This window comes from Roseateles rivi (assembly GCF_043555845.1).
Taxonomy (GTDB): domain Bacteria; phylum Pseudomonadota; class Gammaproteobacteria; order Burkholderiales; family Burkholderiaceae_C; genus Roseateles; species Roseateles rivi.
This window is the reverse complement of sequence record NZ_JBIGHZ010000002.1, coordinates 564,968-580,376: the sequence shown is the minus strand read 5'-3', so window position 1 is coordinate 580,376 and position 15,409 is coordinate 564,968. Positions and strand designations below refer to the sequence as shown.

The 15,409-nt window shown below is 67.4% G+C and carries 15 protein-coding genes; 10 read left to right on the top strand and 5 right to left on the bottom strand.

The features are described from left to right. Window positions 1-99 precede the first annotated feature (99 nt). Window positions 100-1,041 carry a hypothetical protein gene (locus tag ACG0Z6_RS06655; protein ID WP_394459732.1) on the top strand — a complete coding sequence of 314 codons (942 nt, stop codon included), beginning with the start codon at window positions 100-102 and terminating at the stop codon, window positions 1,039-1,041. A gap of 17 nt (window positions 1,042-1,058) precedes the next feature. Here the strand turns inward: ACG0Z6_RS06655 and lplT are convergent, their stop codons facing one another. Beyond that, window positions 1,059-2,336, bottom strand: a complete 1,278-nt coding sequence (lplT, locus tag ACG0Z6_RS06650) for a lysophospholipid transporter LplT (RefSeq protein ID WP_394459730.1) — start codon at window positions 2,334-2,336, stop codon at window positions 1,059-1,061. 179 nt (window positions 2,337-2,515) lie between these two features. On the opposite strand from lplT, the gene alr reads away from it, so the two are divergent. After that, a complete protein-coding gene (gene alr / locus ACG0Z6_RS06645; RefSeq protein ID WP_394459728.1) occupies window positions 2,516-3,619 on the top strand; it encodes an alanine racemase in 1,104 nt (367 codons plus the stop codon). 16 nt (window positions 3,620-3,635) lie between these two features. After that, window positions 3,636-4,415, top strand: a complete 780-nt coding sequence (locus tag ACG0Z6_RS06640; RefSeq protein ID WP_394459726.1) for a hypothetical protein — start codon at window positions 3,636-3,638, stop codon at window positions 4,413-4,415. Window positions 4,416-4,436: 21 nt separating this feature from the next. Here the strand turns inward: ACG0Z6_RS06640 and ACG0Z6_RS06635 are convergent, their stop codons facing one another. The 3 genes from ACG0Z6_RS06635 to ACG0Z6_RS06625 form a co-directional block, all read right to left on the bottom strand. Next, the gene (locus ACG0Z6_RS06635) at window positions 4,437-5,432 is read right to left on the bottom strand and encodes a Bug family tripartite tricarboxylate transporter substrate binding protein (protein WP_394459725.1); all 996 of its coding nucleotides are present in this window, start codon (window positions 5,430-5,432) and stop codon (window positions 4,437-4,439) included. A 148-nt stretch (window positions 5,433-5,580) separates the two neighbouring features. Next, on the bottom strand, window positions 5,581-6,204 hold the full coding sequence (locus ACG0Z6_RS06630; RefSeq protein ID WP_394459724.1) for a LysE family transporter: 624 nt from the start codon (window positions 6,202-6,204) through the stop codon (window positions 5,581-5,583). Window positions 6,205-6,266: 62 nt separating this feature from the next. Beyond that, entirely contained in the window at window positions 6,267-7,184 is a 918-nt protein-coding gene (locus ACG0Z6_RS06625; RefSeq protein ID WP_394459722.1) for a DMT family transporter, read from the bottom strand. A gap of 163 nt (window positions 7,185-7,347) precedes the next feature. Between ACG0Z6_RS06625 and ACG0Z6_RS06620 the strand changes: the two genes are divergently transcribed. The 4 genes from ACG0Z6_RS06620 (at window position 7,348) to radA (ending at window position 12,891) form a co-directional block, all read left to right on the top strand. Next, window positions 7,348-8,241: a hypothetical protein gene (locus ACG0Z6_RS06620; RefSeq protein WP_394459720.1), complete on the top strand. Its 894-nt coding sequence runs from the start codon at window positions 7,348-7,350 to the stop codon at window positions 8,239-8,241. Between the two features lie 138 nt (window positions 8,242-8,379). Beyond that, entirely contained in the window at window positions 8,380-10,086 is a 1,707-nt protein-coding gene (locus ACG0Z6_RS06615) for a DUF1800 domain-containing protein (RefSeq protein WP_394459718.1), read from the top strand. A 9-nt stretch (window positions 10,087-10,095) separates the two neighbouring features. Further along, a complete protein-coding gene (locus tag ACG0Z6_RS06610) occupies window positions 10,096-11,481 on the top strand; it encodes a DUF1501 domain-containing protein (protein WP_394459717.1) in 1,386 nt (461 codons plus the stop codon). Between the two features lie 54 nt (window positions 11,482-11,535). Further along, window positions 11,536-12,891, top strand: a complete 1,356-nt coding sequence (radA, locus tag ACG0Z6_RS06605; RefSeq protein WP_394459715.1) for a DNA repair protein RadA — start codon at window positions 11,536-11,538, stop codon at window positions 12,889-12,891. Window positions 12,892-12,915: 24 nt separating this feature from the next. Here the strand turns inward: radA and ACG0Z6_RS06600 are convergent, their stop codons facing one another. Continuing rightward, on the bottom strand, window positions 12,916-13,467 hold the full coding sequence (locus tag ACG0Z6_RS06600) for a PEP-CTERM sorting domain-containing protein (protein WP_394459713.1): 552 nt from the start codon (window positions 13,465-13,467) through the stop codon (window positions 12,916-12,918). A gap of 294 nt (window positions 13,468-13,761) precedes the next feature. Here ACG0Z6_RS06600 and ACG0Z6_RS06595 point away from each other — a divergent pair, with 294 nt between their 5' ends. The 3 genes from ACG0Z6_RS06595 to ACG0Z6_RS06585 are packed head-to-tail and all read left to right on the top strand — an operon-like array spanning window position 13,762 to window position 15,407. Then, window positions 13,762-14,709 carry a branched-chain amino acid transaminase gene (locus ACG0Z6_RS06595; protein ID WP_394459711.1) on the top strand — a complete coding sequence of 316 codons (948 nt, stop codon included), beginning with the start codon at window positions 13,762-13,764 and terminating at the stop codon, window positions 14,707-14,709. Window positions 14,710-14,746: 37 nt separating this feature from the next. Beyond that, window positions 14,747-14,953 (top strand): zinc-finger domain-containing protein, encoded by a 207-nt coding sequence (locus ACG0Z6_RS06590; protein ID WP_394459709.1) that lies wholly within the window; start codon window positions 14,747-14,749, stop codon window positions 14,951-14,953. A gap of 4 nt (window positions 14,954-14,957) precedes the next feature. Beyond that, window positions 14,958-15,407: a YybH family protein gene (locus ACG0Z6_RS06585; protein ID WP_394459707.1), complete on the top strand. Its 450-nt coding sequence runs from the start codon at window positions 14,958-14,960 to the stop codon at window positions 15,405-15,407. Window positions 15,408-15,409: the final 2 nt, after the last annotated feature.

Below are 15,409 nucleotides of genomic sequence, written 5' to 3'. Positions count from 1 at the left end.
GCTCTGTCCCCACCCGTCCAATCAGGGCCGCTGCAAGGTGTCGAACCTGTCGCCCAAAGCCCAAATTGACGTCATTGGCTTGGTTCTGGAGAACTCGTTTTGGATCAATTGGCCTGCTTCACCCCAGAGGATCTGAGCAAGGATCCTGCCCCGGACTGGTCCAGCTACCGATGGAAGCTGCTGGCTCATGGCGACGACTGGGTCGCGGCCCCTGACGGCCATTCGGCCCAGGGCTCCCACTTGCTGCAGGACATGCAATTCAGCCAGGCCACGGCGCTCTTGAACTGCGCGCGGGCCCAGGCCCCGGCGCTCAGCCATGTGGTGGACTGGGCCCTCGATGCCCAATTCCGGCAACTGCTGTGCGCTCCAGACGCGCCGACCTGGGACGGCCTGCTGCTCTCGCTGGGCGGCCACGACCTGCTGCACGCCGCTCAAACCACCGCCGTCGATGCCAGCGGTGCGGCCGTGGATTTGCAGCACCGCCTGCTGCGCACGCAATCCGAATGGGGGGCTCCCAGCCAAGGCGTGGCGCGCTACTTTTCAGAACCGGGCTGGAGCACCTTTGCCGACTACCTGCGCACCAATGTGCAGCACTTGCTGAGCCTGCGCGACCAAGGCCCCAGCGCGGGCAAGCCCGTGTTTGTGCACTGCTACGCCGTGCCGCTGCCACGCCCCGCGGGCAACGGCACGGGTGGCCCCTGGCTGTTGCCCACCTTCAAGGCCTACGCCATTCCACCGGGCGACTGGCTGGCCCTGGCGCGCCTGATGGTCATGCACCTGGCCCAGCTGCTCAAGGCCATGGCGGCCGACAGCGCCAACTACCCCGGGCTTTTTGTGTTTGATTCCACCGCCGTGCCCCTGGCCCTGCCTGCGGCAGGCAGCAGCGGCAGCAGCGGCGACTGGCACGACGAAATCCACCCCAACCACAGCGGCTGCTTCAAGCTGGGCCGCGCCTGGGCGGAGCATGTGGACATCGTGCTGCAAAACGGCGGCCGTGCCCCCGAAGCGCCCACCAGCGGCAAGTCACGCGCTCGGCGCTGAAGGCGGCGCCTCGGCGCTCAGAGCTCGTCGCTGCGGGCGATTTGCAGCAGACGCTCGACCTCGTCGCGGTACACCACGGTGTTGCGCACATGCCAGCGGCGAATCAACTCCATGGTGCCCGCCACCACCAAACCAAAAATGGTGATGGCCCCAAAGGCAGAGAGGCCGAATTTGGTCAGCAGCGTGTAGAAGGCCCCGAGCGCCAAGATGCAGGCCTGCTCGTTGAAGTTTTGCACCGCAATCGAGCGGCCCGCGCCCATGAGGTTGTGGCCACGGTGCTGCAGCAGCGCATTCATGGGCACCACCAGGTAGCCACCAATCAAGCCCAGCAGCACCAAAAATGGCGCGGCCACCCAGACCTTGTCGATGACGTTCATGAACATCACCAGCAAGCCCATGGCAATGCCCAGGGGGATGACCTGCGTGGCGCGGTCCAGCCGCATGTACACCGAGGCCGCCACCGCGCCCACGGCCGTACCCACCGCCACCACGCCCACCAAGGTGGACGCCTGCGTGGTGCTGTAGCCCAGCGCCGCCGCCGCCCAGGCCAGCACGATGTAGCGCAAGTTGCCGCTCACCCCCCAGAACAGCGTGGTGGTGGCCAGGGAGATTTGGCCCAGCTTGTCCTGCCACAAGCGGCGGTTGCATTGCTGGAAATCACGCAGCAGACACAGAGCCCCGCCGCGCATGGGCTGCAGCGGCGCGCTGGTGCGGGGAATGCGCAAGTTGAAACCAGCAGCCACCACATACAGGCCCACCAGGGCAGCAATGGCGGCCTCAGGCGGGGTGTCCACGCCGGTATCCACGAAAGGCAGATCAATACCCAACAACACACTGGAGACCTGCTGGCCCACCAACTGCCCACCCAGCAACACGCCCAGGATGATGGAGGTGATGGTCAAGCCCTCAATCCAGCCATTGGCCTTGACCAGCTGTGAGGGCGGCAAAAGCTCGGTGAGGATGCCGTATTTGGCCGGTGAGTAGGCCGCCGCCCCCAGCCCCACCACGGCATAAGACAGCAGCGGGTGGGAGCCAAACAGCATCATCAAGCAGCCCAGCACCTTGATGCTGTTGGCCACAAACATGACTTTGCCTTTGGGGACGGCGTCCGAGAACGCCCCCACAAACGGCGCCAACAGCACGTAAAAGAGGGCAAACATCGGCACCAGTGCCGCGCCCTGCCAGGTTGGCGCCCCGCCGGTGCGCAACAGCTCGACGGCTGCAACGAACAGGGCGTTGTCGGCCAGCGAGCTGAAAAACTGCGCCGACATGATGGTGTAAAAACCTTTTTTCATGAAACCCCGATCACACTCACACGCCAACTGTCGGGCCTCATGACAACACCCAGTCCCCTGGCAAGACGGTCTGGCGGATTTATAGCATGCGCGCCCAGCGCCCAATACCGATTCGAGGCTGAGGCCAAGCCTCGGGTATCGCCCTTTCGCACAGATCGCAAGCGGCACAATGCCGCCCCATGCCTCGTCCGATAGAAGCCCTCATTCACCCCGCCGCTCTGGCGCACAACCTGCAGCGCGCCCGTGCCCTGGCGCCCGATGCGCGCGTATTTGCCGTCGTCAAGGCCAATGCCTATGGGCATGGCATCGAAAACGTCTTCCCCGGCCTGCGAGGGGCAGACGGCATCGCCCTGTTGGATTTGGACGAAGCCCAGCGCGTGCGCACTCTGGGTTGGCGCGGCCCCATCCTGCTGCTGGAAGGCTGCTTTGAGGCGCGCGACCTGGAGCTGTGCTCGCGCCTGCGCCTGTGGCATGCCGTGCATTGCCAGGAACAGATCGACTGGCTGGCCATGCACAAAACCCATGAGCCGCACCGCGTGTTCCTGAAGATGAACAGCGGCATGAACCGGCTGGGGCTCACGCCCTCGGCCTTTCGCGCGGCCTGGACACGGCTCAACGCGCTGCCGCAGGTCGATGAGATCACGCTCATGACCCACTTCTCCGACGCCGATGGCGCGCGCGGTATTGCGCACCAGATGCAGGTGTTTCTGGAGGCCACCAGCGATCTGCCCGGCGAGCGCAGCCTCAGCAACAGCGCGGCCGTGCTGCGCCACGCCGCCGATGCCGCCGTGCGCGCCGACTGGGTGCGCGCGGGCATCATGAGCTACGGCAGCGCGCCGGACTACCCCGAGCACGACATCCACCACTGGGCGCTGCAGCCCACCATGACGCTGCGCGCACGCATCATCGGCGTGCAGCAGCTGCAAGCCGGTGACACCGTGGGCTACGGCAGCAGCTTCCGCGCCGAGGGCCCCATGCGCATTGGCGTGGTGGCCTGCGGCTATGCCGATGGCTACCCGCGCCACGCCCCCAGCGGCACGCCCGTGCTGGTGGACGGCCAGCGCAGCCGCACCGTGGGGCGCGTGTCCATGGACATGCTGGCCGTGGACCTCAGCGCACTGCCGCAAGCCGGCATGGGCAGTGAGGTGACGCTGTGGGGCCGCGGCCCGGGCGCCAGCGTGCTGTCCATCGACGAGGTGGCGCATGCCGCCGGCACCATAGGCTATGAGCTGATGTGCGCGCTGGCCCGGCGTGTGCCAGTGAGCGTGGACGCCACGGCCTGAAACGGCAACAGCCCTGATGATCAAACAACTGCGCCTGCTGTCTCTGCTGCTGGTGCTGTTGTTTGTGGCCGTGCAGGCAGCCTGGGAACAGTGGCGGGCGGGCGATTGGTCCAACCCCCAGCTGCTCATGGTCTACCCGGTAGCGGGTGATGGAGCGGCCGACACGGCGCGCTATGTGGCCGGGCTGAAGGCCTCGGAATTCGAGGCCATCGAGCAGTTCTTTGCCCAGCAAGCACGTGCGCACGGCGTGCTCAGCGAACGCCCCATCCGCGTGCTGCTGGGCCCGGCGCTCAGCAGCGTACCGCCGCGCATTCCCGAGCGCGCCAGTGCGCTGGAGGCCATGGGCTGGGCCTTGCGCATGCGCTGGTGGGCCTGGCGCCACACGCCGCCCAGCAGCCCCGTGCCGCAGGTGCGCATGTTCCTGATCTACCACTCCGAGCACAGCACGCTGGAATCCCTGCCCCACTCCACCGCACTGCAAAAAGGCCGCATCGGTGTGGCGCATCTTTGGGCCAGCACCGAGCAAGCGGAGCAAAACGCCGTGGTGGTGGCGCACGAAGCCCTGCACACCTGGGGTGCCAGCGACAAATACGACCGCGACACCCTCATGCCGCTATTCCCTCAGGGCTATGCCCAGCCCCATCAATGGCCGCGCCACCCGCAAGCGCAGACTGAGCTGATGGCGGGCCGGCGCGCGCTGGACGACACGCACAGCCGCATGCCCGCTGACCTCAGCGAGGTGGTGGTGGGCGAGAGCACCGCGCTCGAAATCGGCTGGCGCGACACGGCGCGCTGAGGCGACGCCGGGCCTGCTGCCTCAGGCCTGCAGGCGCAGCATGTGGGTGACGGCGTTGGCGATGGCCTGCTCCACCAACAGCAGCTCGGCAAAGTCCGGCCCAAAAGATTGGGCGGACTGCCAGCGGTTGTCGCGCACCTGGCGGCGCCAGGCTTGGCTGTCGGTGGCCTGGCGCAGCATGCCGATGAGGCGGTCGTTCTGAGTCGGTGTCAGCCCGCCGCCGCAGAACACGCCGCGCCAGTTGGCCAGCTCGGTGTGGATGCCTCGGTCGGTGAGCGAAGGCACGCCACCCGTGCCGCGGCGCGAAGACAGTGCCAGTGGCAGCACCTGACGTGTCGCCACCGCACGCTGCAGCTCCCCCACGCCCGAAACCACCACCTGCGCCTTGCCCGCCAGCAGCAGCTCCAGCGCCTCGCCACCACCGCCCGTGGGCAAGTAGTTGAGCTTGCTCAGGTCCAGACGCAGCTGGCGCGCCACCATGGCAATCATCATGTGATCAATGCCGCCCGCAGACCCGCCGGTGAAGACCACCGAGCTCAAGTCCTGCTTCATCGCAGCCGCCAAGGCCGCAACGTCTTTGAAGCCCGACTTGGGCGTGGTGGCCAGCATCAGGTGTTCGGTGGTCAAGCGCGCCAGGGGCTGCACACGGTTGAGCGCGATGGCGGGCCTTTGCACCGCAATCGCCCCGAGCATGACCATGCCGCCCACAAAAATGGCGTGGGGGTCGCGATCGTGGCGCTGCACAAACTCAGCCAGCCCGGGCAGCCCCCCCTTGCCACCTTTGTTGACGTAGGCCACCTCGCCCACCAGCCCCTGGGCTTGCAGCGCAGCGCCCAAGGCGCGGCCGGTTTGGTCCCAGCCTCCACCGCTGCTGCCGGGGATGTAGATGGTGAAACGCTCCGGCGCTGACGCTGCGGGCGCCGCCTGGCTGCGGTTGAGATTGTTGGCTTGAGCGCTCAAGGCCCAGGGGGCCAGGGAGGCACAGACGGCCCACTGGGACCATTGGCGTCGTTTCATTTGCGTTGTACTCCTGCAGAACTGGCCGCAGCGGGGTCAGACAGCGCCCCGGCACGAAGGTGCCGCTTTATCACCCAAATCAGCAGGCTTTGCGCGCAAGCCATGCCAAATCAGTGCAGGCGCGTGCGCCTAGCGCCCGCCGCAACACTCAGCGCCTGACCATGGCCAGCAGCGCGCCAGCGGCCACGAAGAGCGAGCCAAACACGCGGTTGAGCAAGCGCAGCTGGCGGGGTTCGCGCAGCGCCGCCAGCACGCGCGCGGCCAGCAGGGTGTAGCCCGACATCACCACCAAGTCCGTGAAGGACAGCGTGGCGCCAATCACCGCGTACTGCGGCGTCAAATCCTGCTGCAGGTTCAGAAACTGCGGCACCACGGCCAGCAAAAACACCGTGCCCTTGGGGTTGACGGCATTCACCCCCCAGCCGCGCAGCACCAGCGTGCGCCGCCGCACCACGGCCTTGTCAGCGCTTTGCGCCACCAGCGGCCGCGCCGGTGCGCGCCACTGCTGCACGCCGAGGTAAATCAGATAGGCCACCCCCGCCCACTTCACCGCCGCATAAGCCCAGGCCGAGGTGGCAATGAGCGCGCCCAGGCCCAAGCCCACCAGCACGATCTGCGTGAGGATGCCCAGAATCAGCCCGAAGGTGGTGTAGATGCCGCGCCCAAAGCCGTGGTTCAACCCCGAACTCATGGCCGCCACGGCCCCCGCGCCGGGCGACAAACTGATGGCCCAAGAGGCCGCGAAAAAACCCAGCCAAACCCCGAATTCCATGTCTATCCTCCATCCCAAGCCTGTGCAGCGCGCAGTGTGACACACCCGCCGCGCAGCACTTTTCAGTGGCGCGGCTGGCGCTGCGCGAGGTAGATGCTGCCCACACACAGCGCCATGCCCGCCAGCGACAGCAGGCTGGGCCGCCAGCCCTCCAGCGTGGCCGACACCGCCAGGGCAATCACCGGGATGATGACCCCCGTGAGTGCGGCCCGCGCCGGGCCCTGGCGCTGCGCCAACTTGAAATACAGCACAAACGCCGCCACCGAACCCAAGACCGCCAGGTACAGAAGGCTCAAGCCGTAGGACCAGGTCCAAGCAAAGTGCAGGCCCTGCCCGCTGCCCAGCGACAGCACACCCATGAACAGCGCGCCATAGCCCATGCTCCAGGCCAACACCGGCACCAAGGGCAGGCCCTGCCCAGGCAGGCGACCACCTGCGCTGACAGGGCGCGTCAGCGTGAGCGTCAGCACATTGCCCACGCACGCGGCCAACACCGCGGCCAAGCCCAGCGCCAGGCCCAACCCCGCCGTGGGCCGCGCGCCGGTGGCGGCAATCTCGGGCCAGAAAATCAACACCACCCCCGCCACGCCGCCCGCTGCGGCCAGCAAAAACCCACGGCTCACGCGCTGGCCAAACAGCCAGCGCCCCGACAGCGCATTGCCAAACACCATCAGGCAAAACAGCACCGCCACCAGGCCCGAGGGGATGTGGCGCTCGGCCTCGTAGACCGACCAGTAATTGCCGCTGTACTGCACCACCCCGGTGAGCAGCGCCAGCGCATGCGCCCGGCCCGGCAGGCTCAGCCGCTGCCCCTGGCGCCACGCCAGAGCCGCCAGCAACAAGGCCGCCAGCGCAAAGCGCCAAGCCACCGAATTGAGCACGGGCACGCCCGAATTGAGCTGGTAGAGGATCACATGCCAGGTGCTGGCCCAAATCAGCGTCGGGCCCCAAAACAGCCAGCGCTCAGAGCTCAGCGACATGCGCCTCCTCCTGCCCGCACTGGGCCCAGAACGGCAAAGCCTGCCGCGCCGTGCTGTCGATATGTTGTGCTTGCTCGTCTCTCACCCAGCCACCCCAATCTATGAGGGCGCGAGCATAGAGCAGGCACGCCGCTACAGTGGGCACCTTGCACACCCACCCACCTTGCGTCGCTTCATGACACCCAGCGCTGCCAACCCTGCACGTACTCGAGCCCGACAGAAGTCCCAACCCCACCTCTGGCGTGAACGCGAGTTCGTGCGTGACACGCACCAGCGGCTGCAGCGCGAGCACTGGCTGCGCCTTCATGTGGCGCTGATCGCGCTGCTCACGCTGGGCGGCTTGATGACCTGCGCTGCGCTGCTGCGACTGCTGGGCGTTGAATCGCTGGGCTTGCGCTACGCCATCGCGCTGCCCATCAGCTATCTGCTGTATCTGGGGCTGCTGCGCCTGTGGGCCGGCTATTTGCTGCGCCGCGAGTCGGACGCGCTGTCGCATGGGGTAGATGTTCTGGATGTTCTTTCCTCGCTGCCCACCCCCCGCAGTGGCGCGGACAGCGCCGCCGGGTGCAGCATGCCGATGCGCTCGGGCGGCGGCGGCGATTTCGCTGGCGGCGGGGCCAGCGACAGCTTCGAGGTGGGCGATGTGCTGGACGCCGGCAGCAGCCTGGGCGAAGCCGCTGGCGAGATCGCGGGGCAAACCACCAAGCTCGGCGCGGCGGTCCTGGATGCGGACGAGGGCGCGGTGGTGGCCATACCCCTGCTGGTGGTGCTGGCCATCGGCACCTTGCTCATGAGCCTGCTGGGCCTGGGCGTGTTCGCACTTTTTGGTGTGGATGTGCTGATGGCCGTGGTGCTGGAGCTGGGCTTGGCTGGCCTGGCCGGTGGCTTTGCCTGGCGGCGCCAGCGCGAGGGCTGGCTGCGCCGCGCCCTGACCCGCACCTGGAAACCCGCTCTGGCCATGCTGGTGCTGGGCGTGGCCTTGGGTCTGATGCTGGACCACTGGGTGCCCGAGGCCCATTCCCTGCCCCATGCGCTGCGCTTGATGCAACACCGTTAGCCCCACGCGTAAAGCGCAGGTAAAGAAGATTCAAGTTCTCCGGCAGGCGCTCCATGGCCCGATCCAATCCGTAGACTGGGCGGCCAGCGCTGGGGGCTTGCCCAGCCATCGTTCGCGCCACCGGCGCGGGAGTTCACGATGAGCGAATCTGAAGTGCTTGAGTTGCCGCCCGCGGGCGGCGTGAGCCCACCTCAGGCGGTGCCCCCGGAGGGGCTGGCCCTTGCCGCGGCTGGGGCCGCCTTGTTGAGCGCCTGCGGCGGCGGCGGGGGCAGCACAGCCGCGCCCGCCCCGGTGCCCGCCCCGCCACCACCACCGGCCATGCCCAGCGAGGCGCAAGCCGCGCGCTTTCTGGCCCAGGCCGGTTTTGCTGCCACGGCGGCTGACATCGCGCAGGTCAAGCAAAGCGGCTATGCCGCCTGGCTGGACGCGCAGTTCGCCCTGGCGCCCAGCGATGGGCATTTCGACTGGATGGTGGCCAAGGGCTTTGCCAGCACCGACCACCGCAACGACTTCGGCGGCGTTGACAACAGCCTGTGGCGCAAGCTGATGTCCGCACCCGACGCGCTGCGCCAGCGCGTGGTGCTGGCGTTGTCGGAGATTTTTGTGATCTCCATGAACGGCCTGCCCATTGCCTGGCGCGGCTTTGCGGTGGCGGCCTATCTGGACATGCTGGAGCAGCGCGCCTTTGGCAGCTACCGCGAGCTGCTGGGGGCCGTCACCCTCTCGGTGGGCATGGGCTCTTACCTGAACCTGCGCGGCAACCTCAAGGAAGACCCCCGAACCGGCCGCCTGCCCGATGAGAACTACGCGCGCGAGGTGCTGCAGCTCTTCACCATCGGGCTGCTGCAGCTCAAGCCCGACGGCAGCCCCGTGACGGACGCCAAGGGCCAGCCCATCCCGACCTACACGCAGGCGCAGATCAGCGAACTGGCCCGCGTGTTCACCGGCTGGAACTGGGACGGCTTCAGCAACAGCGACCCCAGCTTCATGCGCCGCCCCATGGTGCACAGCGCGGCCAATTTCTCCAGCGGCGCCAAAAAGGTGCTGGACGTGGACATCCCGGCCAGCGCTGACGGGCCCACGGCCATGAACATCGCGCTGGACACGCTGGCTGCGCACCCCAATGTGGGGCCCTTCTTCTGCCGCCAGCTCATCCAGCGCCTGGTGGCCTCCCACCCCAGCCCTGCCTATGTGCAGCGCGTGGCCAGTGTCTTCAACAACAACGGCAGCGGCCAGAGGGGCGACTTGAAGGCTGTGATCAAAGCCATCTTGCTCGACAGCGAGGCACGCACCGCCAGCGGCGCGCCCAGCGCGGGCAAGCTGCGCGAGCCGCTGCTGCGCTTCATCCAGTGGGGCCGCAGCTTCCAGGCCAGCTCGGCCAGCGGGCTCTGGCCCATTGGCGACACCAGCAACCCGGCCACGCGCCTGGGTCAAAGCCCTCTGCGCAGCCCCACGGTGTTCAATTTCTTCCGCCCAGGCTATGTGCCGCCGAACTCGGAGCTGGGCAGCCAGGGCATCACGGCCCCGGAGTTCCAGCTCTGCAACGAAAGCACGGTGGCGGGCTATCTGAACTACCTGCAAGCGGTGCTGAGCAATGGCGCGGGCACGGGCGGCGACGTCAAGGGCAGCTACACCGCCGAGCTGGCCCTCGCTGCCGATGCGCCCGCGCTGGTGGCGGACCTGGCGCTGCGGCTGGCGGGCGGCGGCATCTCGACGGCCACGCAGACGGCCATCAGCACCGCCATCGCGACCCTCAGCGCCAGCAGCGATGCGGGCAAGCTCAACCGGGTGCGTGCGGCCATCCTGATGCTGATGGCCTGCCCCGAATACCAAATCCAGAAGTAAGAGGCGGCCATGCACATCAACCGACTGCCGCGCTTGCAGCGCCGCGAGTTTCTGCGCCGCGCCTCGGCCCTGGGCCTGGCCGGTAGCGCCGCACCCTGGGCGCTGTCGCTGGCAGGCATTGGCGAAGCCGCCGCCGCCGCCACCGCGCCCGGCGACTACAAGGCCCTGGTCTGCGTGTTTCTCTACGGCGGCAACGACCACGGCAACACCCTGCTGCCCTACGACCCCGACAACTACCAGCGCTACGCCACCCTCCGCCAGACGCTGGCCACCCCGCGCGAGGCCTTGAGCGCCACCGCGCTGAGCAGCAGCCAGAACCTGGGCGGGCGGCAGATGGCGCTGGCCCCGCAGCTGGGCCAGCTCAAAGCGCTGTGGGACCAAGGGCGGCTGGGCATCCAGCTCAATGTCGGCACCCTGGTGCAGCCCACCACGCTGGCCCAGTACCAGGCCCAGAGCGTGCCGCTGCCGCCCAAGCTGTTCTCGCACAACGACCAGCAATCGGTCTGGCAGTCCAGCGCCGCCGAGGGCGCCACCACCGGCTGGGGTGGGCGCATGGGCGACCTCTTTCTCAGCGGCAACGGCGCAGCCACCTTCACCTGCATCAATGTCTCGGGCAATGCGGTCTTCATGTCCGGCCAGCAGGCCGTGCAGTACCAGGTCTCCACCAGCGGGGCCGTGCCGGTGAACGCCGTCACCCGGCCGCTGTTTGGCTCCCAGGCCTGCGCCGATGCGCTGCGCGAACTCATCACCGCACCGCGCGAGCACTGGATGGAGGCCGAGCTCAACCGGGTGGTCAAACGCTCGATCGGCGCGCAAAGCACCGTCAGCACCGCGCTGGACGCACTGCCGCCGCTGGGCACGCCTTTTGACAGCAGCAACAAGCTCGCCGAGCAGCTGGCCATGGTGGCCAAGCTCATCGCCGCGCGCCAGGCGCTGGGCGCCACGCGCCAGGTGTTCTTCGTCTCACTGGGCGGCTTTGACCTGCACGACTTCCTGCTGGCCCAGCACCCAGGGCTGCTCACCAGCGTCAACGACGCCCTGGCCAGCTTCTACGCCGCCACCGTCGAGCTGGGCGTGGCGCAGCAAGTCACCACCTTCACGGCATCCGACTTCGGCCGCACCCTCAGCAGCAACGGCGACGGCTCGGACCACGGCTGGGGCAGCCACCACTTCGTGCTGGGCGGTGCTGTCAAAGGCGGCCAGTACTGGGGCCAACTCCCCGCGGTGGCCGTCAACGGCCCCGACGACGTGGGCCAAGGCCGCCTGCTGCCCAGCACTTCCGTGGACCAACTCGCCGCCACCCTGGCGCGCTGGATGGGCGTGCCCGCCACCGAGCTGCCCCGCGTGCTGCCGCACATCGTCAACTACAGCCAGCAGGACATGGGCTACTTTTGAGGGCGGGTGTACGCCGCCCTGGTGGCGGCTCCAGCCCCAGCGACAATCCCGCCCATGGCCAAAGACAAAACGATTTACACCTGCAACGACTGTGGCGCCAGCAGCCCCAAGTGGCTGGGCAAATGCCCGGGCTGCGGGGCCTGGAACTCGCTGGTGGAGACGGTGGCCGAGAGCGCGGGGAAGAACCGCTACCAGGCCCTGGCCAAGAGCCAGCCGGTGGCCACGCTCAGCGAGATTGAGGCCACCGACTTCGAGCGCACGCCCACCGGGCTGGAGGAGTTGGACCGCGTGCTGGGCGGCGGGGTGGTGGCCGGTGGCGTGGTGTTGATCGGGGGCGACCCCGGCATTGGCAAGTCCACGCTGCTGCTGCAAGCCCTCGAGGCGCTGTCGCGCCAGACACGGGTGCTGTATGTGACGGGTGAGGAATCGGGCGCGCAGGTGGCCATGCGCGCGCGGCGCCTGGGCGTGGACGGTGCGCAGGTGCGCGTGCTGGCGGAAATCAACTTGGAGAAGGTGCTGGCCACCATCGAGGTGGAGGCTCCGGGGTTTTGCGTCATCGACTCCATCCAGACGCTGTACTCCGAGCAGCTCAGCAGCGCGCCGGGTTCGGTGGCGCAGGTGCGCGAGTGCGCGGCGCAGCTCACCCGCACGGCCAAGGCGCGGGGCTGCGCCATGGTGCTGGTGGGCCATGTCACCAAAGAAGGCGCGATTGCCGGGCCGCGCGTGCTGGAGCACATCGTCGACACGGTGCTGTACTTCGAGGGCGACACGCACAGCAGCTTCCGCCTGGTGCGCGCCATCAAAAACCGCTTTGGCGCCGTCAACGAGATTGGCGTGTTCGCCATGACGGAAAAAGGCCTCAAAGGCGTGAGCAACCCCAGCGCCATCTTTTTGTCCACCCACAGCGAGCCCGTGCCTGGCAGCTGCGTGCTGGTCACACTCGAAGGCACGCGCCCGCTCTTGGTGGAGCTGCAAGCGCTGGTGGACGCGGGCGGGCCCAGCCCGCGGCGGCTCTCGGTGGGCCTGGAGCGCGACCGTCTGGCCATGCTGCTGGCCGTGCTGCACCGCCACGCGGGCGTGGCCACGCAGGATCAGGACGTGTTCATCAACGCCGTCGGCGGCGTGCGCATCAGCGAACCTGCAGCCGACTTGGCCGTGCTGCTGGCCATCCAAAGCTCGCTGCGCGGCCGACCGCTGCCCAAGGGCTTTATCGCCTTTGGCGAAGTGGGCCTGGCGGGCGAGGTGCGGCCCGCACCGCGCGGGCAGGAGCGGCTCAAAGAAGCCGCCAAGCTGGGCTTTAGCGTGGCCGTGGTGCCCAAGGCCAATGCGCCCAAAAAGCCCATCGAGGGCTTGACCGTGCATGCGGTGGAGCGCATCGAAGAAGCCATGGCGCGGGTGCGCGAGCTCTAAGCGCGCCCACCTGCGCTCAGGCCTCTAGCGCGGCTGCCGACGCCGCGCCATCCCGCCCACCGCCAACAGCCCGACCAGCATCAGGGCCATCGACTGCGGTTCAGGCACAGAGGTGGCCAGCGACACGTGCGACAGCCCCAAGCCCGGGTGCGGGCCCGGTGGCAGGGTGAAACTCAGGGTGCTGCCCGCGGAGGCACCGTTGTCGAACTTGTAGACCGACCACTCCTGCCCCAGCTTGAGCTCCAGCGCAAAAGGCCCGTCGATGCTTCGCAAGAAGGTGATGGTGCCAGCGCCATTGGGGCCACTGCCAGCGTCGATGAAGTCTGAGGTCGAGCCCGTGCCGTTGACGGTGTCATCCTTGGTCAGCGTGGTGAAGGCTGTGCCCAACAACGCGTTGATTTGCGCCACAGAGGTGACGGGCGGCGGCGAGAAGCTGCCCAGGCACAGGCTGTAGGGCACTGAGGCCACACCGTCGCTGAAGTTCATGGTGCCGCAGTTCCAGGCCCCGTCGGCCCAGCTGGGTGAGCTCGCCAGCGCCAACAGCGCCAAGCCAAAGATTCGCTTGCTTGTGTTCATGAGATTTCCCTGAAGGTTTCTTGATCAGCGACCCAGTCTTGTTTTGTGACTTTTTTCACGGTCGCAAGCCCATGGTGCAGGACTTCACGCCCCTCAGCCGCAGGCGCCCCCCCCGTGAGTCAGGGATGAAAATCACGGCAGGGTCGCCATCGCACCGACTCCCGCGACACAAGATCTGGCCCAAACCACGGCACCGCCCTCAGCAGGTCTGGCATCCGCGTTTGCGTGGCACTGCCGCATAGAATTGACGCTTCTTCCCCCATCTCTGAAAACGCCTGCTTAAGGAAGCTCCCCATGTCATTGCCCCTGCCCCTGCACGATCGCGACGGAAAAATCTGGATGGATGGGCAGTTGGTCGATTGGCGGGACGCCAAGATCCATGTGCTGACTCACACGCTGCACTACGGCTGCGGCGCTTTCGAAGGCGTGCGTGCCTACAAAACCGCCCAGGGCACGGCCATCTACCGCCTGCGCGAGCACACCGAGCGGCTCTTCAACAGCGCCAAGATCCTGCGCATGAAGATTCCCTTCAGCATCGAGCAGGCCGAGGCGGCACAAATCGAAGTGGTGCGCGCCAACCAGCTCCAGAGCTGCTACCTGCGCCCCCTGACCTGGCTGGGCTCTGAAAAGCTGGGCGTGAGCCCCAAGGGCAACAAGGTGCACCTGATGGTGGCGGCCTGGGCCTGGGGTGCTTACCTGGGCGAGGATGGCATGAAGCGCGGCATCCGCGTCAAGACCAGCTCGTACACGCGCCACCACGTGAACATCACGATGACGCAGGCCAAGACGGTGTCCAACTACACCAACAGCATCTTGGCCAATATGGAAGCCACCGACGACGGCTACGACGAAGCCCTGCTGCTGGACGCCTCGGGCTTTGTGTCCGAAGGCGCGGGCGAGAACCTCTTCGTCATCAAGGACGGCGTGGTCTACACCCCCGACCTCTCGGCCGGTGCGCTCAACGGCATCACACGCAACACCATCTTCCACATCTGCGCCGACCTGGGCCTGAAGCTGGTGGAAAAGCGCATCACGCGCGACGAGGTCTACATCGCCGACGAGGCCTTCTTCACCGGCACCGCCGCTGAAGTCACGCCCATCCGTGAGCTGGACCGCATCGAGATCGGCCGCGACCACTACGTGGGCACGCGCGGCCCCATCACCGAGCGCATCCAAGCGGCCTTCTTTGACATCGTGCACGGCCGCAACCCCAAGTACGCACACTGGCTCACCCTGGTGTGATACATACCTTTTCCTCAGTCCAAACCCGCAGCAAGCCATGAGCGAAGCCAAGTCCGTTGTTGAAGTCACCGCCCACGATGTTCAGGGCCCGGGCGTGGTGGCCTGCCCCAACCCCAACATGCCCTTGTGGAGCAACCACCCGCGCGTGTTCGTGGACATCACCCACGGCGACGGCGGCCGCTGCCCTTACTGCGGCACGCACTACCGGCTCAAAGCGGGCGAGACGCTCAGCCACGCGCACTGAGCCCATGCCGCGCACCAAGGCTCAGACCGCCGCCTTGCTGTCCTCGCCCGAGGACACCGAGGCGCAGTTTTACGAAGCCCTGCTCAACGGCGATCTCGACAGCATGATGGCCGTCTGGGCCGAAGACGAGGACATCAGCTGCGTGCCGCCCAGCGGCAATCTGCTGATGGGCCACGCCGAGGTGCGCGCCGCCTTTGAAGCGCTGTTCGAACACAGCGCCGTGCAGGTGCGCGTGGAGCACCTGCGCCGCCAGCGCCATGGCGACGTGGCCATGCACCTGGTGGCCGAGCATGTGCAGATGAGCACGCCCGAAGGCCCGCGCGACATCTACCTGCTGGCCACCAACGTCTACCTGCAAACCGCCCAGGGCTGGCGCATGGTGCTGCATCACGCCAGCCCCACTGCGCCCGAAGAGCGCTCGGGCACGGCCGACGGCAACGCCACCCTGCACTGAGC

Excerpts from the sequence above, each read along its gene's own strand:
- lplT (WP_394459730.1), bottom strand. The coding sequence starts at position 2,336 with ATGAAAAAAGGTTTTTACACCATCATGTCGGCGCAGTTTTTCAGCTCG.
- alr (WP_394459728.1), top strand. The coding sequence starts at position 2,516 with ATGCCTCGTCCGATAGAAGCCCTCATTCACCCCGCCGCTCTGGCGCAC.
- ACG0Z6_RS06640 (WP_394459726.1), top strand. The coding sequence starts at position 3,636 with ATGATCAAACAACTGCGCCTGCTGTCTCTGCTGCTGGTGCTGTTGTTT.
- ACG0Z6_RS06635 (WP_394459725.1), bottom strand. The coding sequence starts at position 5,432 with ATGAAACGACGCCAATGGTCCCAGTGGGCCGTCTGTGCCTCCCTGGCC.
- ACG0Z6_RS06630 (WP_394459724.1), bottom strand. The coding sequence starts at position 6,204 with ATGGAATTCGGGGTTTGGCTGGGTTTTTTCGCGGCCTCTTGGGCCATC.
- ACG0Z6_RS06625 (WP_394459722.1), bottom strand. The coding sequence starts at position 7,184 with ATGTCGCTGAGCTCTGAGCGCTGGCTGTTTTGGGGCCCGACGCTGATT.
- ACG0Z6_RS06615 (WP_394459718.1), top strand. The coding sequence starts at position 8,380 with ATGAGCGAATCTGAAGTGCTTGAGTTGCCGCCCGCGGGCGGCGTGAGC.
- ACG0Z6_RS06610 (WP_394459717.1), top strand. The coding sequence starts at position 10,096 with ATGCACATCAACCGACTGCCGCGCTTGCAGCGCCGCGAGTTTCTGCGC.
- radA (WP_394459715.1), top strand. The coding sequence starts at position 11,536 with ATGGCCAAAGACAAAACGATTTACACCTGCAACGACTGTGGCGCCAGC.
- ACG0Z6_RS06600 (WP_394459713.1), bottom strand. The coding sequence starts at position 13,467 with ATGAACACAAGCAAGCGAATCTTTGGCTTGGCGCTGTTGGCGCTGGCG.
- ACG0Z6_RS06595 (WP_394459711.1), top strand. The coding sequence starts at position 13,762 with ATGTCATTGCCCCTGCCCCTGCACGATCGCGACGGAAAAATCTGGATG.
- ACG0Z6_RS06590 (WP_394459709.1), top strand. The coding sequence starts at position 14,747 with ATGAGCGAAGCCAAGTCCGTTGTTGAAGTCACCGCCCACGATGTTCAG.
- ACG0Z6_RS06585 (WP_394459707.1), top strand. The coding sequence starts at position 14,958 with ATGCCGCGCACCAAGGCTCAGACCGCCGCCTTGCTGTCCTCGCCCGAG.